The sequence below is a fragment of the Pseudomonas sp. Q11 genome (genome assembly GCF_024494355.1).
In the GTDB taxonomy this organism is placed as follows: domain Bacteria; phylum Pseudomonadota; class Gammaproteobacteria; order Pseudomonadales; family Pseudomonadaceae; genus Aquipseudomonas; species Aquipseudomonas hefeiensis.
The window spans coordinates 113,611-135,741 of sequence record NZ_JAKNQY010000001.1; the positions used below are offsets into that span (position 1 = coordinate 113,611).

A 22,131-nucleotide genomic window follows, 5' to 3' on the forward strand; every position below is an offset into this window, starting at 1 on the left:
GCCTTCTTGTTATTGTGCCCGCCGGATGTTTGCGGCTCATTTGCTCAATTCAGCGCCGGTGGGGGTGGTGGCGTGAACGCCACCCTGTCCTGCCAGGATCAGATTGCCGTTGCCCGCCGCCGTGACGGCCGCCACGGAAATCCGATCCGGGCGGTTGAACACGCTGAAGGTCACGCCATCATCGCTGCTGCGCACCACACTGCCGCCGTTGCCGACAATTACGATGGTGCCATCTGGCAATAGCGTGGCCCCGGACAGGCCGAATTCGAGGACACCCCGGGTGGCCTTGAGCTCGACCTGCTCCCAAGTGCCGCCAAAGTCGGTGGAGCGATAGAGGTTGCCGCGCAGGCCGTAGGCCAGCAGCGTTGAAGGCTGAGCGGTGCCAATGACCCCGAACAGTGAGCCTTCGTATGGGCCTAAGAGCTTTTCCCAGGTCTGGCCCCAGTCAGAGGAGCGGAACATGCTGCCGGCCTCACCGACGATGAGCAGCCCGGCGTCTTTCACCGCAGCTATCGCGTTGAGGTGGAACTGGTCTTCGTTGTCGAGGCGGTCACTGACGTCTTCCCAGTGCTTGCCGCCGTCGGTGGTTTCGAACAACGCGCCGTAGGCGCCGGTGGCGAAGCCATTGCTCGCGTCTTTGAACCAGACATCCAGCAACGGCGATTCACGGGCCAGGTCTTCGAATTGTTTGGTCCAGGTGCTGCCACCGTCTTCGCTGGCAAGAATCTGCGCGTCATGGCCCACGGCCCAGCCGTGTTTGTCATCGACGAAAAATACCGCGGTGAGCAACTGGCGGGTGGGCACTTTGGCCTGAGTCCAGGAACTGCCCTGATCGTCCGAATAGACAATGTGGCCGCGATCACCGACCGCCACCAGGCGCTTGCCGGCATGGACCACATCGAGCATCAGCGTTTTACTGGCCTTGGCCGACTCGACGGAATAGATGATATCGGATGTCGACGCTGCTACGGCCATCACCGGTGCCGACAACACGGCAGAGCCCAGCAGCGAGAGTGCCGAGACCAGCAACGCGACTCTGCGCAGTACCGGCGGGCGGCAGCGGCCCACAGCCATGACAGGCTCATTCATAGACCTTTCCCCCATTATTATTGTTAGGTCATTCAACCCTTCAGGGCGCCGTAAGCGGGCTCCTCGAGATTGACTGTTCTGGAGCATAGTCCTGAAACCTGCAATCTAGAGCCACTTCGGAAGCTGCCCTATCCTATCGGGCTTTGGAAAGGTCTGACAATCGACGCCGCGTTATCTTTTGTTAACCATGGAGGGATGCAGCCGGGGGTGAATGAAGGGGTATTCGGGGAGGTTATGGCAGGCTATCGAGGCGGTTGTTGTGTGGACAGGTCCGACGCTATCGCGAGCAGGCTCGCTCCCACAAGGGATCAATGTTGAACACCAGATATATGTTCACTAAAGATCATCTGTGGGAGCGAGCCTGCTCGCGATGGGAACACCGCGGTCTGCCAGGCAGACCGCGGCGTAAAGGTCACGCCAGGCTCTTGCTCACCACTTCAAAGACGTCGGCCGACAGCCCGCCGGACGCCAGGATGCGCTCCAGCTCGGCTTTCATCAGCGCCTGGCGGGCGCTGTCGTATTTGCGCCAGCGGGTCAGTGGCGCCAGTTGCCGCGCGGCGATCTGCGGATTGAAGCCATTGAGCTGGATCACCAGGTCCGCCAGGAAGCGATAACCTGAACCGTCGGCCGCGTGGAAGTTGATCAGGTTCTGCCCGGCGAACGCGCCCACCAACGCGCGAACCTTGTTCGGGTTCTTGATATTGAACGCCGGGTGTTCCATCAAGCCCTTGACCCGCGCCAGACCGCCCGGCAACGGGCTGCCGGCCTGGACACTGAACCATTGATCCATGACCAGCGGGTTGCCCTTGAAGTTTTCCGCGAACACTTCCAGGGCCTTGGCCTTCTCGGCTTCGAATGGTGAATTGATCAGCACCGCCAGGGCCGTAAGCCGTTCGGTCATGTTGTCGGCGGAGTCGAACTGCTCCAGGGTGGCACTGAGCACCTCGGGCTTGTCGGTGAGCATCAGGTACGACAGCGCGATGTTCTGCAAGGCGCGCCGGGCGAAATGCTCGGCCTCGGCCATATACGACGTGCGCTTGGACAGGTCGCGGTTGGCTTCATAGCGCAGCCACAAGGCTTCGAACAGATTGTCCGCCAGTTTCTGACGGGCGAATTCCCGTGCGGCATGGATCGCCTCCACGTCGGCCACTTCACTGATTTCCGTCAGATAAGCCTCGCTTGGCAGCGAGAGCATTTCCGCGACCATGGCCTGATCCAGGGATTCGTCCGACAGCACGCTACGCAACGCGCTGACCAGACGCGGGTCCAGCATCAGGTTTTCGCCTTTCTGATGCTGGGCGATCAGTTCCTGCAGCACCTGCACCGACAACTGCTGACCGGCATCCCAGCGGTTGAAGCCGTCGCTGTCGTGCTGCATCAGGAACATCAAGTGGTCCCGATCGTACGGGAAGCTCAGCTTCACCGGCGCCGAGAAGCCACGCAACAACGAAGGCAACGGCTTTTCGGCGATGTCGACAAAGGTGAAGGTCTGCTCGGCTTCGGTCACCGAGATCACCCGGGACGTGCCGTTTGCCGCTGCTTCGCCGGCCAGGCGCAGAGGGATTTCGTTGCCCTTGCTGTCCAGCAAACCCAGCTCCACGGGAATCACGAATGGCAGTTTTTCCATCTTGTCCGGGGTCGGCGGGCAGCTCTGCCTGAAGGTCAGGCTATAGGTCCGGGCCGCGCCGTCGTAGGACTCGCTCACCGCCAACCGTGGCGTGCCGGCCTGGCTGTACCAGCGCTTGAACTGGCTCAGATCGACGCCATTGGCATCCTCCATGGCCTTGATGAAATCATCGCAGGTCACCGCCTGGCCGTCGTGGCGCTCGAAATACAGGTCACTGCCCTTGCGAAAGCCCTCGGCCCCCAACAAGGTGTGGATCATGCCGACCACTTCCGACCCCTTCTCGTACACGGTCAGGGTGTAGAAGTTGGAAATCTCGATGAAGCTGTCCGGGCGCACCGGGTGTGCCATGGGGCCAGCGTCTTCGGCAAACTGGTGAGTGCGCAGGTACGCCACGTCCTGGATGCGTTTGACCGTGGCCGAGTTCATGTCGGCCGAAAAGCCGGCGTCGCGGAACACCGTGAAACCTTCCTTGAGCGACAGCTGGAACCAGTCGCGGCAGGTCACGCGGTTGCCCGACCAGTTATGGAAATACTCGTGGGCAACGATCGCCTCGACCCGCTGGTGCGCGGCATCGGTGGCGGTATCGGCGCGGGCCAGCACGGCGCTGGAGTTGAAGATATTGAGGCCCTTGTTTTCCATGGCGCCCATGTTGAAGTCGTTGACCGCGACAATCATGAAGATGTCCAGGTCATACTCACGCCCATAGACCTCTTCATCCCAGCGCATCGATTTCTTCAGGCTGGTCATGGCGTGCTGGCACTTGTCGATGTTTTCCGGCTCGACATAGATGCGCAGCGCGACGGTGCGTTCGGTCATGGTGGTGAAAGTGTCTTCGACGCACCACAGGTCACCGGCCACCAGGGCAAACAGGTAGGCGGGTTTCTTGAACGGATCTTCCCAGGTCGCCCAGTGCCGGCCATCTTCGCCGGGGCCGCTGGCGATCGGGTTGCCGTTGGACAGCAACACCGGATAGCTGTGTTGCTCGGCCACCACCGTGGTGGTGAACGTGCTCATCACATCCGGGCGGTCGAGGTAATAGGTGATCTTGCGGAAACCTTCGGCCTCGCACTGGGTGCAGAACATGCTGCCGGACTTGTACAAGCCTTCCAGGGCGGTGTTGGTTTCCGGGTGGATCCTGACAGTGGTGTCAACCGTGAAGGCCGGGGCCTTGGGTTGCAGGGTCAGGTGGCTGGCGTCCAACTGATAGTCGAGCGGATTGAGGTCGGTGTCATCGAGCTTGATCGAGAGCAGTTCGAGCTGCTGGCCATCGAGCACCAGGGGCGGCAAGCCGGCACCGCGCTCGGGGTTACGGCGCATCACCAGTTGCGCATGGACCAGGCTGTGGTCCTCGAACAACTCGAAGGTCAGGTGCGTCTCGTCGATCAGGTACTCGGGCGCCTGATAGTCCTTCAGGTAAATCATCTTCGGTTGTTCGGTGCGCATGGGGCAAATCCTTCTACTGATGCACGGCGAGCTGATAAGCCGTGTATTTACGAATATTGATCACGCCAGTGTCGAAAATCAGGTATTGGCCCTTGATCCCCAGCAGCGTGCCTTCGGCAATCGGGTTCTTGTCCAGGTTGAAGCTGACGATCTTGGCCGGGTATTGCTCCACCGGATAACGGATCTCGACGGGCTCGACGTCCGCTATGGTCTGGATCGCCTGCAGGCCGAATCGTTCCTGCAAGCCTTGCAGACCCTCGGCGCAGCTTTCGAACAGCGAATCGCGGATTTGCGGCAGGTTCACCGCCACGGTGTCACCCTTGAGCAACGCGCGCCAGTTGGTCTTGTCCGCCACCTGGCTGCGGAACAGGTCTTCGACAAACCCCGATTGCTGGCGAGTGGCGACCCGCAGGATCGGCAGCGCCTGACTGGCGCCCTGGTCCAGCCAGCGGGTCGGCAGTTGCGTGGCGCGGGTGATGCCAACTTTCACGCCCGAGGAATTGGCCAGGTACACCACATGATCGGTCATGCAGAACTGTTCGCCCCAGGCCGGATCGCGACAGGTGCCCGCGTCGAAATGGCAGCGCTCGGGGCTCATGATGCACAGGTCGCATTGGGCCAGCTTGGTCATGCAGGGGTAGCAATAACCCTGGCTGAAGCTGGTCTTGGTCCTGCGCCCGCAATGGCGGCAGTGGATCGCACCGAGAAACTCCAGGCGCACCGTGCTGCCGATCAACGGATTGACCGGCACCTCGACATCGCCCAGGCGAAAGGCGTATTGAACGGTCGGCCCGTCAAGGCGTGCCGACATTTTGCTGATTGCACCGCGGCCAATCTCGATCAATGGATGGCATCCGACTTGAACAGGATATTCGGCACTTCTGTAGCTTTCGACTGGCACTCCTGCGGGCCCATGTAGCCGGTGCGTTCTTCTTCGGGCAGGTTCTGCATCTCCCAGGCGATCATCGCCTGCAGCGACAACTCGCGCTGTTCGGCGGTGAGCTTGTTGCCGTCGGCCCATTTACCGATTTCCACCGCCAGTTTCAGGCTCTGGTAGATGTCAGGGGTGATGTTTTTGATCATTTCGTTGAACGAGGACATGGGTTCTCCGCGCAATCGCGCATATTCAAGCATTACAGGCGCCAGTCAAAGGGCCATTTTACGACGAGCGAACAGCCCGCCCAACAAACCTGTGAAGCAACCGATGAGCAGCCCGCCGACGTGGGCCGCATTGGCGATTTCGCCGAAACCGATCAGCGAGATCAGCCCGGACAGGCACAGCACCAACCACACCAGCATCATCACCAGCACCCCACGGGGCAGGCGATAGGTCGGGTTCGGTGCCAGTAGCTGATAGATCCAGCAATGCCCCAGCAGGCCATACAGCACGCCGGACAACCCACCGAACAAGGTCGGGCCGCTGAAGAAATATTGGGCGAAGTTGGACACGAGACTGAATAGCAGCGTCAGCCCCAGCAGGTTGATGCCGCCCTGGCGCGCTTCGATCCGTCGCCCTAGCTCCCAATACCACATGCCATTCATGGCGATGTGCAGGAAGCCGAAGTGGATCAGCATCGGCGTCACCAGGCGCCACCACTGCCCCGCCGCCAGGCTGTCGGCCAGGGGCGTGAAATGGATATAGTCGCCGACAACGCGAAATTCCAGGAAAGTCAGCCAGCGTAGGGTTTCAAGATTCTCCCCCAGCAGAGTCACGGCGCCAACGATCAGGCTCAGCAGCAACACCAGGGCGGTGACCGGACTGCGGGTCAATTGCTGGACGAAACCAGGCCGTCGCGACGTGCTGCCGGTAGCTGGCAACTCCAGCTGTTGCTCGGGATCGCCGGCCGGGAAGCGTGCGTACAACGAGCGCACATCTTCGCTGATTTCATCCGGCACCCAGAGCACCTGCTCGCCCGCCTCCTCGCTGACCCGATGGGGCACCTGCATGCGTTGCAACAATTTGACGAAGCCGCTCAAATCCTCGGCCAAGGGTAAGCGCAGGACCGCCACGACGCTCATCGCACTTCCTCCGGCCGCTCGACATCGACCCAGACAAATTTGTGCGGGTCCAGTCGGGTCTCCTCGTCGAGACGATAGGCCACCAGTTTTCCGTAAAGCACCGCGCTGTAATCCAGGCAGGCCAGGTTCGAGCGGATCGGCGCGGGTTTGCCGCTGCGCCAGTAATGACCGACGAACAGCAGTGGCTCATGAGCGCCATAGCGCAGCAGGTTGTTTTTTTCATCCCGCGACAGCGGCGTACGGGCCACCGGATCAGGCAAGGCATCAGGCTGGAACACAATGTCACCGTAGGTCTGTGGATCGTCTTCCCAGAACTTGGTGCGAAAAAACGAACGGGTCAGGCCATCGCCGCCGGTGAGGGTCAGGCCATGGGGCAAGCGCATGTCGGTACCACGCAGCAGACGATCGAACACCGTGCAGGCAAAACTGCCCGGCTCCGCCGAGGCCTGGAGGAAATGCTCGTCGATACAACCGTTCGGGAACAAGCCCCGCAGTGGCTCGATCAGACCGTTGTCCCAGCAGGCGTGTACCACCCGGAAGCGCTGGGCGTCGACAAACAATGGCAGCTCGTAAAACCATTTGAGAAAGTCATGCCAGTCGCCCGGATGCTGCTCGAACTGGGTCAGGGTTTCGTTGAGCAGACGGGCATGGCGCGGGGTGTGTTCGCGCACGTAGCGCTGGCCGCTGCCCGGCAGTGCCGGCGTGCTCCAGCCCAGGGCGTTGAACTCGTGGTTGCCCATGATGCACAGCGCCTGGCCGGCCACCACCATGTCGTGGACGATGTGCAGGGCTTCGCGGATCCGTGGACCACGGTCGATGATGTCCCCCAGGAACACGGCCATGCGCGACGGGTGCCGCCAGACGCCGCCCTGCTTGTGGTAACCGAGGCGGTCCAGCAGACGTTCCAGGGTCAGGGCGCATCCGTGCACGTCGCCGATCAGGTCGTAACTGCGCGCAGGATCGAGCATCAGTCGCCTCCACCCCCCAACCGACTGCCCCAGCCAAGCTTGGTCCGGCAGACTTCATAGTAATTGTGATCCAACGGGTGGATCAGGCGCAGCTTCTGCGCTTTTTTACTGACGGTGATGGTGTCACCCGGCGCGCAGGTGAAATGGTTCTGGCCGTCACAGGACACTTGCGGGTAGATCTGCATATCCTTGGACACGACGATTTTCAGCTCACTGTTGCCATCGACCACAATGGGTCGCCCGGACAAGGTATGGGGGTACATGGGCACAATCACAATAGCGTCGAGCTTGGGATGCATGATCGGGCCACCGGCGGAAAGCGCATAGGCCGTGGAGCCGGTGGGTGTAGCGACGATCAGGCCGTCGGCCTTCTGGCTGCAGACGAACTGGCCGTCGATGTACAGCTCGAATTCGATCATGCGCGTGGATTTGCCGGGGTGCAGCACCACATCGTTGAGGGCGTCGCCCTGGCCGATGGCCTCGGCGTGACGGCGCACCTCGGCTTGCAACAGGAAACGGTTCTCCACCAGATAGTGGCCATCCAGCACTTCGGCCACCTTGGTTTCCAGCTCGTCGGGGCGGATATCGGTCAGGAACCCCAGGCTGCCCCGGTTGATGCCCAGCACCGGAATGTTGTGGCGCGCCAAGGCTCGGGCGGCCCCCAGCAGACTGCCATCGCCGCCGACCACGATCACCATGTCACAGACTTCGCCGAGCATCTTGCGCGACGAAGTCTGCAGACCATGACCGGGTAAGACTTCGGCGATGGTATCTTCGAGGATCACGTGCAGGTGCCGCTCCAGGAGGAAACGTTTGAGCCGGCGAACGGTGTCCAGCACCTGCGAACTGCCCAGGCGACCGATGATGCCGATATTGCGAAATTGCTCCATGGGGCTCCTGCGAGGGTCTGCGTCGGGCGAAAAACACGATTATGGGCGAAAGCCGCCCATAGACAAAATTCTTTAAGCCTTCGACGCAGGCTATGCTCGCAAAATGATCCTGTTCCCCGAATTGCTCGACTTGCCCCGCCGCCTGCGCCATCCCGAAGTGCGTGACCTGGCGTGGGTGATCCTTGCGCCGCCGATGCTGATCGACACGCCCTGGCCCCAACGCCATCCCCTGACCGGCAGCGACTGGGTGCAACAGCCCCATCAACTGGAGCACTGGCTACGACAACTGGACCGCGACAGCTATCCGTTACTGCATTGCCTGTCCCAGGGCAGAACCCGGCGCCTGGGCCTGTATTACGAAAGGTTGTGGCAGTTTGCAGTGCAACACGCGCCGGGTATTGAACTGATCGCCGCAAACCTGCCAATCCGCCACCAAGGCCAGACCTTGGGTGAGCTGGACCTGCTGCTGCGCGATAGCGAGGGCATCCATCATCTGGAACTGGCGATCAAGTTGTATCTCGGCCCCCAAAACGGTCATGGTCAGGACGCCGCACAATGGCTCGGCCCGGGCTGCCATGACCGGCTCGACCGAAAGCTGGCGCATTTGCGCGAACACCAGCTGCCGATCTCCGCTCGCCCGGAAAGCCGAGAGGCCCTGGCGGCCCTGGGCATTGAACCCTCGGGCATCGAGCTGTTTCGATCGGAACTCTGGCTGGGCGGTTATCTGCTTTACCCCTGGCCCGGCCATGCCGAACCCCCAACCGGCGCCCATCCCAGGCATTTACGCGGCAGCTGGCTGCATCAGCGGGACTGGCCGGCGTTCATAGCCCAACGCCCACCGGGACGCTGGCAACCCCTGCCCCGCGCCGGCTGGCTGGCCCCGGCCCATTACCCGGCGGACCAGGCCTGGAGCGCCGAGCAACTGGAAGTATGGCGAACGACGCTCGACCCCATGGCGCCCGCGCAGTTGATGGTGCGCCTGAGCGAAAATTCCGAGGGTGAGTGGGAAGAAGCCGAGCGGGTGTTCCTGGTGGCGGATCTTTGGCCGGATGTGCCGGGAAATGGGTGAGATGGACGGCGTCTGTCCGGGCCTCATCGCGAGCAGGCTCGCTCCCACAGTGACCGCGGCGTTTGCAATCTCAATGGCAACAATGCATCCATGTGGGAGCGAGCCTGCTCGCGATGAAGTCAACTCGGTCTAAATGGACAATCGCAACGCTAATGCCGCCAACGTCACCAACAACACCGGCACGGTCAGCACAATCCCGACCTTGAAGTAATATCCCCAGCCGATCCGAATGTTCTTGCGTGCCAGCACATGCAACCAGAGCAAGGTCGCCAGACTGCCTATCGGGGTGATTTTCGGCCCCAGGTCGCTGCCGATGACGTTGGCATAGATCATTGCTTCTTTCACCACCCCGGTGGCCTGGCTGGCATCGATGGACAAGGCGCCGATCAGCACCGTCGGCAAGTTGTTCATGATCGACGAGAGCAACGCCGTCAACAGCCCAGTGCCCATGGCCGCGCCCCACACGCCATATTCGGCGAAACCGTCGAGCCACTGGGCCAGGTAGCCGGTCAATCCCGCATTACGCAGGCCAAAGACCACCAGATACATGCCCAGGGAGAAGATCACGATCTGCCACGGCGCCTCCTTCATGACCCTGCGGGTCGAGATTTGGTGACCGCGAGCCGCGACAGCCAGCAATAACGCGGCGCAGACCGCCGAAATAGCGCTGATGGGAATGCCCAGGGGCTCAAGGGCGAAGCAGCCGATCAGCAGAATGGCCAGCACCGCCCAGCCAGCGAAAAAAGTGGCCCTGTCGTGGATTGCACTCGCCGGGTCATCCAGTTGATGCGGGTCATAGTCGCGCGGGATATCGCGGCGAAAGAACCACAGCAATATCGCCAGGCTGGCCGCGACGCTGACCAGGTTCACCGGCACCATGACCGCCGCGTAACGGTTGAAGCCAATACCGAAGAAGTCGGCCGAGACAATGTTCACCAGGTTCGACACCACCAGCGGCAGGCTCGCGCTATCGGCAATGAAGCCGGCGCCCATCACGAATGCCAGGGTTGCCGCCGGAGAAAAACGCAAGGCCAGCAACATCGAAATCACGATGGGCGTCAGGATCAACGCCGCGCCGTCATTGGCGAACAACGCCGACACCAGTGCGCCCAACAGCACCATGAATGCAAACAGCTTGCGCCCGCTGCCTCGGCCCCAGCGGGCTACATGCAGGGCCGCCCAGGCGAAGAACCCGGCCTCGTCCAGCAACAGGCTGATGATGATCAACGCGATAAACGTACCGGTGGCGTTCCAGATGATCTGCCACACCAGGACAATGTCACCGACCTGCACCACCCCGCTCAACAGCGCCAGCAACGCACCGAGCGTCGCGCTCCAGCCGACGCCCAGGCCCTTGGGTTGCCAGATCACCAGCGTAATGGTCAGCAGGAAAATCAACGACGCGAGGAGCATGCGCAACAGCCTTGGAAGGAGGATTGAAAAGCGAAAATCAGCAGCAACGCGCTAACGGACAATCAGCCATGGCGCTCACACTGAGGGGACCGACGCGATAAGGCTTATCTCACTGTGGAGAAGGTTTATCTCATTGTGGAGAAGGCTTATCCCACTGTGGGAGCAAGGCTTGCCCGCGATAGCCGCGCCACGGTTTAACAGCTGAACCGCGATATCGTTCATCATGGGCAAGCCTTGCTCCCACAGAAAATCATTTCGCCACAAAGGTGATTGGCTTGAAGCTGCGCAAAGATATCAAGCCTTCTTGTGCTGCTCGACCCACTTGCCGTAAGCATCGATGAATTTCTGCAAAAACGGCCTCACCGACTCAGACAGCTCGCCCTGCTCGTCAAACGCGCTCCCCGCGCCGGCCAGATAAGCCTCCGGCTGCTGCATGCAAGGCACATCGAGGAAGACCAGGGACTGGCGCAAATGATGATTGGCGCCAAAACCACCCATGGCGCCCGGCGACGCGCTGATCACCGCACCCGGTTTGCCGCTCAGGCAACTCTTTCCGTAAGGCCGCGAGCCGACGTCGATGGCATTTTTCATCGGTGCCGGAACCGAGCGGTTGTATTCAGGAGTGACAAACAGCAATGCGTCGGCCGCGCCAACCTGCTGACGGAAACTGCTGTAGGCTGGTGGGGGTGTATCGTCAATATCTTCGTTGTAGAGCGGCAGGTCGCCTATTTCGATGATTTCCAGCTTCAGGTTGGCCGGCGCCAGATCCGCCAGTGCCAGTGCAAGCTTGCGATTGATCGAAGCCTTGCGCAGGCTTCCCACTAAAACGGCCACGGTGTAGACATTATTCATTGGACACTTCTCGACTATGGGCTCAATGGAGCGTCTATTTATAGATGATCGGGCGGACAATTGGACCAGCGGAGAGCCGAAAACCTTTCCATTGGACTATTTTTTTCATGTAGGAAAACTTACCGCGCTTGACCAAGGTCTACAGAACCGCAAATCGAGTGATTTATTTCCAGAGGTTCTAAGCAATGGCAGCAGTACTTGTCGGACAATTTCATGCGCGGGACGCCGAAGGCCGCGTCTATTCAGTGCATGAATTCCAGGAATCGACCCCGTCACCCGACGGTAACGGCAAGGAGCCTGTCACCACGTATCGGTTGGCCATCGGTGATCGCGTCAAAAAACTCGAAGACGAAGACGAGTTTGAGTTGGTGCAGTCCGGCGTCGTTCTAAAGCGTGAACCTGAAACGCAAATCGCTTCATAACCAGTTGTTATGAGCAGAAGTCATGCCCGGACTTGGGTTAGGATTCAGCCACTCAATGGCTCACCCGCCCAACATGGACTGCTTGCATGCGTTTACGCCACATCGAAGTGATCCAGGCGCTGTTGCAAACCGGCCACCTCGGCACGGCGGCCGAATGGTTGCAATTGCCGGTGGCAGCGGTCGAGGCGACGTTGCGCGACGCCGAATTGCAGCTGGGTTTCATGCTGTTTGCCAGTGTGCGCGGGCGATTGCAGGCGACTCGAGAAGCCCTTGAGTTGCGCGACGGCATCACGCGGGTGTATGACACCCTCGAACCGGTGCAACGCCTGGCCAGCAGCCTGAAACACTATCAGGCGCCGCCCCTGCGCATCATTTGCACGCCACCGCTGGCCCAACAGTTACTGCCCCAGGGTATCGCCGCCCTGCGTCGACGCCATCCGGACGCCCCTTGCACGCTGCTCAGCCAACCGACCCGAGACATTATCCAGAGCCTTCTGCTGCGCGAAAGTGACTTGGGCCTGAGCTTGCACGACCCCGAACACCCAGACATCCAGTGCCAGATGATCGCCCAGGGCAAACTGCAATTGCTCGCGCCCCACGGCTGGCTGCAACCGCGGCAAAAATACATTTCGATTCAGGATCTGGCCGGCCAGTCGCTGGTAGGCCTGGATGGCCACGACCCGCTGAGCCCTGCGTTCGATCATAAACTGGCGGCGCTACGCCCGGCGCCGGTCATCCAGATCCGCGTACAGACCCATCAGATGATGCGCGCCATGGTCGAGGCCGGTGAAGGGCTTGCCATCGTCGACCCCTTCACCGCGTCAGGTGCCAAGGACGGCGGGCTGGACGTATGCCCGGTGTCGCCCGCCATTCCCATCGGCCTTTATGCCCTGAGCCTGAAGGGCACGACGCCTTGCCCCACCCTCCAGTCACTGCTGGAACTGATTACGGAACAAGCCGAGGCGCTGTTGGGCCACTGATCTCCATGCCCAGCGGATCGTCGAACAACCGGTACCAGAACAACGCCACCTCGGCGGTATGACGATCAATGCCCCGATAACGCAGGTGATCGATCCCGCCCAGCACGTAACCGCAACGCTCGTAGAGCCGGCAAGCCCCCAGGTTGTTGTTCTGGGTCTCGAGCATGATTCCCGGTAGTTTTTTCTTGCGGCTCCAGAAGTGAGCGACGTCTAGCAAAGCCTTGGCCACACCGTGGCGACGAGCCGGGGCATGCACGGCGAGTTCATCGATGTGGGCAAAACCGTTCCAGTTGGTACTCACCACCAGATGCCCTACCGGCTGATCGTCGAGATAAGCCATGAATATCTCGCTGTCCGGAGCGTCTCGGAAGTTGCTGAATTCCTCTGGATCGATGCCATAGCATTTGCGATAAGGCGCAATCGGCGTCACTGGCCATTGGCTCACCGATCGACCCACCTGCGCGGCCCCGTAGGCACTGACTTCGAAACTGAAATCGCTGCCCCATATGTAGGCCGCAAAGCCGTCATCGACGACACGCACCGACAAGCCGGGGTGCTTGGGATTGATAACCGGCTGCATACTGGGAAAAGTCCTCATTCCTTGAGACAACCAAAGGCGCACTGCCATCCATTGCCCTTGCCTCTCGAAACTTCATACATCAAGCGGGTATCCGTAGCCTGCCCGTCACTTCAGGTTAGAAGGTACTGGCAATTGTGGCGAGAAATGAATGAGGACTGCCCTTGTGGGAGCGAGCCTGCTCGCGATGGGATCTCTTTGGTCCAACAGACATACCGAGCTGCCTGCATCGCGAGCAGGCTCGCTCCCACAAAGGGTACGACCGTGGCGCAAGATCAGTTCGCTGCGGCCTGGGATTCGGCCAATTGCGACCACAGTGCCGGAGCACCGGCAGATTTGGCGATGGCTTCCAGACGTGTGGCATGTTCGGCCAGGTCGTTTTCGCTGGCTCGAATGATCCGGCTTGGCTTGCGGTCGGCGGGTAAGCGTCGAATTTCCGTGGCCTGGTTACCCGAACCTTCACCCGTGCCATTGCCATCGGAGGCGTTGCCAGCCAGCGACAGACTGGTCTGGCCGCCTGTCATGGTCAGGTAGACGTCGGCAAGAATCTCCGAGTCAAGCAAGGCGCCGTGCAATTCACGGCCGGAGTTGTCGACCCCATAACGCTTGCACAAGGCATCGAGGCTGTTGCGCTGCCCCGGGTGCCGCTCCCGGGCCATCATCAGGGTATCGAGGATGGAGCAGTGCTGAGTGATATCGGCCCGGTCGTGCTGCCCCATCAGGGCAAATTCGTTGTTGATGAAACCAACGTCGAACGCCGCGTTATGGATGATCAGCTGCGCACCCTGGATGAACTCGAAGAATTCGTCGGCTACTTCGGCGAAGCGCGGCTTGCCCACCAGGAACTCATTGGTGATGCCATGCACGCCGATGGCGCCTTCGTCACTTTCGCGGTCCGGTTGCAGGTAGACATGAAAATGACGCCCGGTCAGGCGCCGGCCGATCAGTTCGACACAGCCGATTTCGATAATCCGGTGACCATCGGTCACCGGCATGCCGGTGGTTTCGGTATCCAGTACAACAGATCTGTTGGCCATCAGTGTTCAGCTCTCAACGGGCATGCTTGCAAAAGCGGTGATGTTAACACGCTCCGATAGCGAGGGGACTTACCTGAAACCTGGCTTATGGGAGCAAAGCTGTGGGAGCAAAGCTTGCTCGCGATGAAGATAATGCGGTCTTTCAGGAAAACCAGAGCGCCTGTGTCGCGAGCAAGCTTTGCTCCCACACAAGCTCCCTCGCCTCATCCTGTTCAGGCCCCGACAACACTCCTATCAAGCCTGCTTGAAACCCCGCACCTCATCCACCCCACGGTTGGCCAACTGGTCGGCCCGTTCGTTACCGTGATGGCCGATGTGGCCGCGCACCCATTTCCAGGTGACGTTGTGGCGGTTGACCTGCTCGTCGAGCTGCTTCCAGAGATCGGCGTTCTTCACCGGTTCTTTCGCAGCAGTTTTCCAGCCGCGCTTCTTCCAGTTGGCCATCCACTCATTGATGCCTTTCATCACATACTGCGAGTCGGTCACCAGCAATACGTCGCAGGAGCGCTTAAGTTCTTCCAGCCCTCGAATGGCGCCCATCAGCTCCATGCGGTTGTTGGTGGTATTGGTTTCACCGCCCCAGAGCTCCTTCTCAACACCCTTGCACACCAGCAACGCCCCCCAGCCACCCGGGCCGGGGTTGCCCTTGCAGGCGCCGTCAGTGAAGAGTTCTACGCTATCGCTCATGCCAATCCATCCAGAAAAAAATGCAAAAGCCTGCCGGACGGGAACGACAATACCCGAAACCGAAATACCGGCCAGACCATCAGAAAAAGTTTACAGCTCGATGTGGCGACGATTGACCTTGGCCATCGGCAAGGGAATCAGCTTGCCCATCGGCTCGCGTCGCGCCTGACGCACCGGACGCAGCCCGACTGCGATCTTGCGCGCCACCAATAAATAGAAGCCGCCGCCGGACAGTTGCCAGTCACCGGCCTTGCGCTCCCAGCCCGCCAGACGGGCCTGCCACTTGGGCGACGCAAGCGGCGGACGATAGCATCCGAAGCGGCGTTTCTCCAGCGCGAAGCCCAGCAGGTTGAGCCAGTCGCCGACCCTTGACGCCGAGATGCAGCGAGCCTGGCGCAAAGCATCGTGAGCAAAAACGTGGCGCAAGCCCCAACTGCTCCAGGGATTGATGCCGATGATCAGCAGATGCCCGCCAGGGCGCACGCTGCTGGCGGCTTCGCGCAGCAACCCGTGAGGCGAGAGGCAGAAATCCAGGCCATGCTGCATCACGACCACGTCGGCGGCATGCTCGCTCAACGGCCAGGCCTGCTCCTCGCAGACAATCTCCACACCAGGCAATGGCGCGCCCAGGCGCACATTACGCTGGACCTGCGGCGCCGACGGCGGCGTTTGCGCCGACGGGCCGTAGTGCACCAGATAGCCACCAAAGAACCGGCCCAGCTCGTCTTCGAGCATGCGCCGTTCTTCTTCCAGCAAAAACTGCCCGATAGGGCCGGACAGCCACTCACGGGCCGCGCTGATCAATGCCAGCCAGTCAGGATCAGCCTGAGCGAACGCTTCATCGGTCATTGCATTCTCCAACGCGTCAGGAAGTTCTAAGATGCGCCTTTGTTTTCAGCTTGGCGAATTCCGCGATGATACAGATCAGTGCCCTGCCCGCGTTCACCGATAACTACATCTGGTTGTTACAGGACCATGCCACTCAACGCTGCGCCGTAGTGGACCCCGGCGACGCCACGCCGGTGCAGGCCTGGCTCGACGCCCATCCGGGCTGGGTCTTGAGCGACATCCTGATCACCCACCATCATCACGACCATGTTGGCGGCGTCCAGGCGCTGAAAAACGCGACACACGCCACCGTCTACGGCCCGGCCAGTGAAAACATCCCGGCGCGGGACGTGGCGCTCCAGGACAACGACCAGTTCAGCGTGCTCGGCTGGGACTTCGATGTATACGCGGTGCCCGGCCACACCCTGGGCCATATCGCCTTCTACCATCACGGCCTGTTGTTCTGTGGCGACACCCTGTTCGCCGCCGGTTGTGGTCGGCTCTTCGAAGGCACGCCTGAACAAATGCATCAGTCCCTCAGCCGCCTCGCCTCCCTGCCTGAGGATACGCTGGTCTATTGCACCCATGAATACACGCTCAGCAATCTGAGGTTCGCCGCTGCCGTGGAGCCGGGAAACCCGGACATTGCCGCCCGCCTGGAAAAAGTCAGCCAGCAACGCAAAGCAGGCGTCATGACCCTGCCCTCGACCCTGGCGCTCGAAAAGCTCACCAATCCATTTTTGCGCACGACTGAAACATCCGTTAAACAAAAAGCAGACGAACGGAACGGCCAGCGTAACGAGACGCCGAGTGAGGTTTTTGCGGCCTTGAGGGCGTGGAAAGATAAGTTCTAAGGCAACTGGCGATTGATACAAAAATTCTGAATGGTTGACCTGTCGGGATGCGCTTCCTAGAATCGGCCGACATTTTTGCCCGGAACTTACTTCCAGCCAATGTCGTCATCTATACGTAAGTCCGTCCAGTCAGACACATTGACCCGCTTGGCTCAAGCCATCGCAGTGGCTGTGTCCGCCACTCTGGCGGGCTGCCAGAGCACGAGCCAGGTGCCGCAGACCGATGTGGCTCATACACCGAATATCGCCGCGCGCGCCAAACAGAAGCCCATCTGGCTCACTGAAAAACCCGCGCCTCAAGTGCCCCAGGACGTCTGGGAGCGCATGCGTCAAGGCTTCCAGTTGCAGGAAACCGCTGGCGTCAACCCGCGTATCGAGCAACAGCGCCTGTGGTTCGCCAGCAATCCATCCTTCCTGGAAAACGCTGGCGAACGTGGCAGCCTCTACATTCATTACATCGTCGAGCGCCTTGAAGAACGCAACATGCCACTGGAGCTGGCGCTGCTGCCGGTGATCGAAAGCGCCTACAACCCCATGGCTTATTCCCGGGCCCATGCGGTGGGTCTGTGGCAGTTCATCCCGTCCACGGGGCGCTACTTTAACCTGCGCCAGACCCGCTTCTATGACGGGCGCCGTGACATCACCGCGTCCACCACGGCCGCGATGGACTACCTGACGCGCCTGCACGACATGTTCAACGGCGACTGGCTGTTGGCTTTGGCCGCTTACAACGCGGGCGAAGGTACGGTCAGCCGTGCCATCGAGCGCAACGAGAAACTCGGCCTGCCCACCGATTACTGGAACCTTTCTCTGCCCAGCGAAACCCAGGCCTATGTGCCGAAGTTGCTGGCATTGTCCCAGGTCGTGCTGTCTCCCGAGGCTTACGGGGTCAACCTCAACCCGATCGCCAACGAACCGTATTTCCAGGTCGTCGAGATCAACCAGCGCATGGACCTGTCCAAGGTCGCGGCGGTGGCCGACATCGACGAAGACGAGCTGTTCCAGCTCAACCCGGCCTTCAAGCAGCGCACCACCATCGACGGCCCGCAGCATCTGCTGGTTCCCACGTCCAAGGCACAATTGCTGACTGCCAGCCTGTCCACCATGCGTCCGGAAGAACTGATCAGCAAACGATCGCTCAAACCGGTTTTTGAAACAGCCGGAGGCAGTTCCGTCCAAGGCGCCAAGCGCACCTACCGGGTCAAACGCGGCGATACCCTGAGCCAGATCGCCAGGACACACAAGGTCCAGACCAAAGACTTGCAACGCTGGAACAAGTTGAGCGGCAACAAACTCAAGATTGGCCAGGCCCTGGTCATGCAGGACACCCGCAAGCGCACCAGCACTGTGGTCGCCGCCAACAGCAAGAGCAAGAAGAAGCAGACCCAATACAAGGTCAAGCGAGGCGACTCGCTGTACGTGGTCGCCAAGCGCTTCAACGTGGAAATGCAGCACCTCAAGCGCTGGAATCCACGGGTAGGCAAGGCACTGAAGCCTGGGCAGATGCTGACGGTTTACTCTCCGCACTAAGCCTGACTGAGGAGGGGGCTGCTTCGCAGCCCAACGGGAGCAAGCTCCCTCGCCACGGTTTCAGGTAATCCCTGAAGCTTTCGGCTCCCGCCTTTTTCCTGCTGATACAAGCTGTTACTGTACAGGCCATAAAGCCCAAGCCGCCTGGATCGGATCTCAGACTTGATACGTCCCCGCCTCCTGCTCCTGATCAGCCTGGCCTTGAGCTCCCCCGCCGGCGCAACCATCAGCGAAAGCCATGGTTATGCCCAGTTCGGCACGCTCAAGTACCCGGCCAGATTCACCCACTTCGACTGGGTCAACCCGCAAGCGCCCAAGGGCGGTACCTTGCGGGTCATGGCATTCGGCACCTTCGATACGCTCAATCCCTACACATTCAAGGGCAGCAGCCCGGTTTCGACAGCCAACTTCTTGCAGTACGGCATCAACGAGCTGAACGAACCGCTGATGGTTGGCACTGGTCAGTACGCGCCGTCCGGCGACGAGCCGACGTCGAGCTATGGCCTGATCGCCCGGTCGGTGGAATACAGCGAAGATCGCAGTTGGGTGGTGTTCAACCTCAGGCCCGAAGCCCGCTTTCACGATGGCGTGCCGATTACCGCCTATGACGTGGCGTTCTCCTATAGAACGTTGCTCAAGGAAGGCCATCCGCAGTACCGGACCAACCTTCAGGAAGTGCTGCGGGTCGACATCCTCAACCCGTTGAAAATCCGCTTTGTGTTCAAGCGCACGGGTAACCCGCTGCTGATCCTGCGCCTGGGTGAGTTGCCGGTGCTGCCCCAGCATTACTGGAAAGACCGCGATTTCAAGGCCACCACATTCGAACCGCCCTTGGGCAGCGGCCCTTACCGGATTACCAAAGTGCAGCCTGGTCGCCAGTTGGTGTTTGAGCGGGTCAAAAATTACTGGGGCAAGGACCTGCCAGTCAATCGCGGCAAATACAACTATGACCGGATGGAGGTGGAGTTCTATCGTGACAGTGAAGTGGCTTTCGAAGCCTTCAAGGCCGGGGAATTCGACATCTACATTGAACACCAGGCCAAAAACTGGGCCAACGGCTATCAGTTCCCGGCGGTCAACCGCGGCGATGTGATCAAGGCACAGATTGCCCACAAGATTCCGACCCAGACCCAGGGCCTGTTCATGAACACCCGGCGCAGCACGTTTGCCCAGGTCAAGGTTCGCGAAGCCTTGGGGATGATGTTCGACTTCGAGTGGACCAACCGCACGCTGTTCAGCGGTGCCTACAAGCGCACCCTCAGTTACTACCCCAACAGCGAGTTCTCCGCCAGCGGCCTGCCGGTGGGCCACGAATGGCTACTGCTCAAGCCGTATCGGGAACAACTGCCGCCCCAATTGCTCACCCAACCCTTCAGCCTGCCCCGGACCGATGGCCGGGGCATTCCCCGGGAAACCCTGCGCAAAGCCCTGGGGTTATTGAAGGAAGCCGGATGGACCATCCACGGCCAGCGCCTGCTCAACGCCGACAGCCAGCCCCTGCGCTTCGAGATCCTGCTGGTGAATCCAAATCTGGAGCGCATCCTGCAGCCCTACGTGGAAAACCTCGCCAGCATCGGCATCCAGGCCCGCCTGCGTACGGTGGATCGCGCGCAATACAAGCAGCGCCTGGACCAATTCGACTTCGACATGATCCTGCTGACCCTGGGCCAAACCCTAAGTCCGGGCCTTGAGCAATGGCAGTACTTCCATTCCAGCCAAGCGGGGGTCAAGGGCAGCAAGAACTACGCCGGCATCAACAACCCGGTGGTCGATCACCTGCTGGAAAAGCTATTGTCTGCCCGGACCCGCGACGAACAGGTCGCCGCCGGCAAAGCCCTGGACCGCGTGCTGCTGTGGCAGCACTACTGCATCCCTAACTGGTACCTCAATTATCATCGCCTGGCCTACCGTAACCGGTTTGCCTTTGTCACCACGCCGCCCTACACCCTGGGTTTGAGCGCATGGTGGCTGAAATCTTCGGAGAAAGATCAATGAAGCCTTTACGCGCCCTGCTCCTGCAGGCCAGCGGCCTGTTGTTCGCAGGACTGGCCTGTGCCGCGCCGCAGCACGCCTTGACCTTGTACAACGAGCCGCCGAAATACCCGGCCAACTTCAAGCATTTCGATTATGTGAACCCTGACGCCCCCAAGGGCGGAGTTTTTCGCCAGGGCGGGTTTGGTGGCTTCGACAGCCTCAACCCGTTTATCAGCAAGGGTGTCCCCGCCGATGACATCGGCCTGATCTACGACACCCTGGCCAAGCAAGGCCTGGACGAACCCTTTACCGAATATGGCTTGATCGCCGAAAAAATCGAGAAAGCCCCGGACAATGCCTGGGTGCGTTTCTACCTGCGGCCCGAAGCCCGCTTCAACGACGGCCATCCCGTACGCGCCGAAGACGTCGTGTTCAGCTTCCAGACCCTGACCCATGACGGCGCCCCGATGTTCCGCGGTTATTACAACGACGTCGCCGAAGTGATCGCCGAAGAGCCGCTCAAGGTACTGTTTAAGTTTAAGCACACGAATAACCGCGAACTGCCGCTGATCCTCGGCCAACTACCGGTATTGCCCAAGCATTGGTGGGCCGGGCGCGAATTCAACAAGGGCAACCTGGAGATCCCCCTCGGCAGCGGTCCCTATAGGGTCGCCGAAGTAAAGGCCGGGCGCTCGATCCGCTATGAACGCGTGAAGGATTACTGGGGCAAGGACCTGCCGGTCAACCGCGGTTTCTACAACTTCGATGTGCTGACCACCGATTACTATCGCGACAACACCGTAGCGGTCGAGGCACTGAAAGCCGGGCAGTTCGATTTCTGGCTGGAAATGGCCGCCAAGAACTGGGCCAACGCCTACAACATCCCGGCCGTGACCGAAGGCCGGTTGATCAAGGAACAGATCCCCAACGGCAACCCCACCGGCATGCAGGGCTTTGTCTACAACCTGCGTCGCCCGGTCTTCCAGGACGTGCGGGTGCGCAAAGCCTTGAGCCTGCTGCTGGACTTCGAATGGACCAACAAACAACTGTTCCACGGCGCCTACGCCCGCACGCGCAGTTATTTCGAAAACTCCGAGATGGCCGCCACCGGTCTGCCCGGTGAGGACGAACTGAAGATCCTCGAGCCCCTGCGCGGGAAGATTCCCGAGCAGGTTTTCACCCAGGCGTTCCAGCCTTCGGTATGCGACGGCAGCGGGATGATCCGTGACCAGCAGCGCAAGGCTTATCAATTGCTGCAGGAAGCCGGCTGGCGCATCGTCGACGACAAGATGGTCGATGCCCAGGGCAAACCCGTGGTATTGGAGTTCCTGCTGGCCCAGACCGAATTCGAGCGGGTGTTGCTGCCATTCAAGCGCAACCTCAGCGACCTGGGCATCGAACTGGTGATTCGCCGGGTCGACGTGTCCCAATACATCAATCGCGTGCGCTCGCGGGATTTCGACCTGATAGTGGGCAGCTTCCCGCAGTCCAGCTCGCCGGGTAACGAACAGCGTGAATTCTGGATGTCAGCCGCCGCCGATAATCCCGGCAGCCGCAACACCATGGGCCTGAAGGACCCTGCCGTCGACCAACTGGTGGAACAACTGATCAACGCCGATTCACGCAAGAGCCTGGTGGCCCACGCCCGGGCGCTGGACCGGGTGCTGCAATGGGGCTACTACGTGATTCCCAACTGGCACATCAAGACCTGGCGCGTAGCCTACTGGAACCACATCGGCCATCCGAAAATCACGCCGACCTACGACATCGGCACCACCACATGGTGGGTCAAGCCAGAGGTCAAGCCTTCCATTGAGGTAGAAAAACAGGTCATCGAGCAAAAAATCGTCACCCCGGCGAGTGTGGAGTAAC

At 60.4% G+C, this 22,131-nt stretch carries 20 protein-coding genes; 7 read left to right on the forward strand and 13 right to left on the reverse strand.

The annotated features are described in order from the left end of the window. Positions 1 to 36 precede the first annotated feature (36 nt). The 7 genes from MA884_RS00465 to MA884_RS00495 all read right to left on the reverse strand — a co-directional run bounded on the left by MA884_RS00465 (position 37) and on the right by MA884_RS00495 (position 8,036). Positions 37 to 1,089, reverse strand: a complete 1,053-nt coding sequence (locus tag MA884_RS00465) for a YCF48-related protein (protein WP_256228412.1) — start codon at positions 1,087 to 1,089, stop codon at positions 37 to 39. 412 nt (positions 1,090 to 1,501) lie between these two features. Next, positions 1,502 to 4,159 carry an aminopeptidase N gene (pepN, locus tag MA884_RS00470; RefSeq protein WP_256228413.1) on the reverse strand — a complete coding sequence of 886 codons (2,658 nt, stop codon included), beginning with the start codon at positions 4,157 to 4,159 and terminating at the stop codon, positions 1,502 to 1,504. A 13-nt stretch (positions 4,160 to 4,172) separates the two neighbouring features. Then, a complete protein-coding gene (locus tag MA884_RS00475; RefSeq protein WP_256228414.1) occupies positions 4,173 to 5,003 on the reverse strand; it encodes a DUF2797 domain-containing protein in 831 nt (276 codons plus the stop codon). Continuing rightward, a complete protein-coding gene (locus tag MA884_RS00480) occupies positions 5,000 to 5,260 on the reverse strand; it encodes a YeaC family protein (RefSeq protein WP_256228415.1) in 261 nt (86 codons plus the stop codon). Before MA884_RS00480 ends, MA884_RS00475 begins: the two co-directional genes overlap by 4 nt. Positions 5,261 to 5,305: 45 nt before the next feature. Beyond that, entirely contained in the window at positions 5,306 to 6,178 is an 873-nt protein-coding gene (locus MA884_RS00485; protein ID WP_256228419.1) for a rhomboid family intramembrane serine protease, read from the reverse strand. Further along, positions 6,175 to 7,149, reverse strand: coding sequence for a metallophosphoesterase (locus tag MA884_RS00490; RefSeq protein WP_256228753.1), 975 nt, complete (start codon positions 7,147 to 7,149; stop codon positions 6,175 to 6,177). The genes MA884_RS00485 and MA884_RS00490 overlap by 4 nt, the downstream gene beginning before the upstream one ends. Next, a complete protein-coding gene (locus MA884_RS00495; RefSeq protein WP_003202709.1) occupies positions 7,146 to 8,036 on the reverse strand; it encodes an NAD(+) kinase in 891 nt (296 codons plus the stop codon). The genes MA884_RS00490 and MA884_RS00495 overlap by 4 nt, the downstream gene beginning before the upstream one ends. A gap of 103 nt (positions 8,037 to 8,139) precedes the next feature. On the opposite strand from MA884_RS00495, the gene MA884_RS00500 reads away from it, so the two are divergent. Then, positions 8,140 to 9,105, forward strand: a complete 966-nt coding sequence (locus MA884_RS00500; RefSeq protein WP_256228420.1) for a DUF1853 family protein — start codon at positions 8,140 to 8,142, stop codon at positions 9,103 to 9,105. A 129-nt stretch (positions 9,106 to 9,234) separates the two neighbouring features. Here MA884_RS00500 and MA884_RS00505 read toward each other — a convergent pair whose 3' ends face one another. Both MA884_RS00505 and MA884_RS00510 read right to left on the reverse strand, forming a co-directional pair. Beyond that, the gene (locus tag MA884_RS00505; RefSeq protein WP_256228421.1) at positions 9,235 to 10,518 is read right to left on the reverse strand and encodes an arsenic transporter; all 1,284 of its coding nucleotides are present in this window, start codon (positions 10,516 to 10,518) and stop codon (positions 9,235 to 9,237) included. 294 nt (positions 10,519 to 10,812) lie between these two features. Then, positions 10,813 to 11,370: an NADPH-dependent FMN reductase gene (locus MA884_RS00510; RefSeq protein ID WP_256228425.1), complete on the reverse strand. Its 558-nt coding sequence runs from the start codon at positions 11,368 to 11,370 to the stop codon at positions 10,813 to 10,815. Between the two features lie 185 nt (positions 11,371 to 11,555). Between MA884_RS00510 and MA884_RS00515 the strand changes: the two genes are divergently transcribed. Together MA884_RS00515 and MA884_RS00520 are read left to right on the forward strand one after the other, a co-directional pair. Continuing rightward, complete coding sequence (locus tag MA884_RS00515) at positions 11,556 to 11,792, forward strand: hypothetical protein (RefSeq protein WP_256228426.1); 237 nt, start codon at positions 11,556 to 11,558, stop codon at positions 11,790 to 11,792. 86 nt (positions 11,793 to 11,878) lie between these two features. Further along, complete coding sequence (locus MA884_RS00520) at positions 11,879 to 12,772, forward strand: LysR substrate-binding domain-containing protein (RefSeq protein WP_256228427.1); 894 nt, start codon at positions 11,879 to 11,881, stop codon at positions 12,770 to 12,772. On the opposite strand, the gene MA884_RS00525 is transcribed toward MA884_RS00520, so the two are convergent. From MA884_RS00525 to MA884_RS00540, 4 genes are all read right to left on the reverse strand, one after another. Next, positions 12,738 to 13,352 (reverse strand): GNAT family N-acetyltransferase, encoded by a 615-nt coding sequence (locus MA884_RS00525; RefSeq protein WP_256228428.1) that lies wholly within the window; start codon positions 13,350 to 13,352, stop codon positions 12,738 to 12,740. The genes MA884_RS00520 and MA884_RS00525 overlap by 35 nt on opposite strands. Before the next feature lie 272 nt (positions 13,353 to 13,624). Next, positions 13,625 to 14,386 carry a DNA polymerase III subunit epsilon gene (gene dnaQ / locus MA884_RS00530; RefSeq protein WP_256228429.1) on the reverse strand — a complete coding sequence of 254 codons (762 nt, stop codon included), beginning with the start codon at positions 14,384 to 14,386 and terminating at the stop codon, positions 13,625 to 13,627. A gap of 234 nt (positions 14,387 to 14,620) precedes the next feature. Beyond that, the gene (gene rnhA / locus MA884_RS00535) at positions 14,621 to 15,073 is read right to left on the reverse strand and encodes a ribonuclease HI (RefSeq protein WP_256228430.1); all 453 of its coding nucleotides are present in this window, start codon (positions 15,071 to 15,073) and stop codon (positions 14,621 to 14,623) included. 90 nt (positions 15,074 to 15,163) lie between these two features. After that, positions 15,164 to 15,922 carry a class I SAM-dependent methyltransferase gene (locus MA884_RS00540; RefSeq protein ID WP_256228431.1) on the reverse strand — a complete coding sequence of 253 codons (759 nt, stop codon included), beginning with the start codon at positions 15,920 to 15,922 and terminating at the stop codon, positions 15,164 to 15,166. Positions 15,923 to 15,987: 65 nt separating this feature from the next. On the opposite strand from MA884_RS00540, the gene gloB reads away from it, so the two are divergent. The 4 genes from gloB (at position 15,988) to MA884_RS00560 (ending at position 22,130) form a co-directional block, all read left to right on the forward strand. Next, on the forward strand, positions 15,988 to 16,755 hold the full coding sequence (gloB, locus tag MA884_RS00545) for a hydroxyacylglutathione hydrolase (protein ID WP_256228432.1): 768 nt from the start codon (positions 15,988 to 15,990) through the stop codon (positions 16,753 to 16,755). Positions 16,756 to 16,854: 99 nt separating this feature from the next. After that, complete coding sequence (locus MA884_RS00550) at positions 16,855 to 18,285, forward strand: transglycosylase SLT domain-containing protein (protein WP_256228433.1); 1,431 nt, start codon at positions 16,855 to 16,857, stop codon at positions 18,283 to 18,285. Positions 18,286 to 18,447: 162 nt separating this feature from the next. Then, the gene (locus tag MA884_RS00555; protein ID WP_256228434.1) at positions 18,448 to 20,280 is read left to right on the forward strand and encodes an extracellular solute-binding protein; all 1,833 of its coding nucleotides are present in this window, start codon (positions 18,448 to 18,450) and stop codon (positions 20,278 to 20,280) included. Further along, positions 20,277 to 22,130 carry an extracellular solute-binding protein gene (locus tag MA884_RS00560; RefSeq protein WP_256228435.1) on the forward strand — a complete coding sequence of 618 codons (1,854 nt, stop codon included), beginning with the start codon at positions 20,277 to 20,279 and terminating at the stop codon, positions 22,128 to 22,130. Before MA884_RS00555 ends, MA884_RS00560 begins: the two co-directional genes overlap by 4 nt. Position 22,131: the final 1 nt, after the last annotated feature.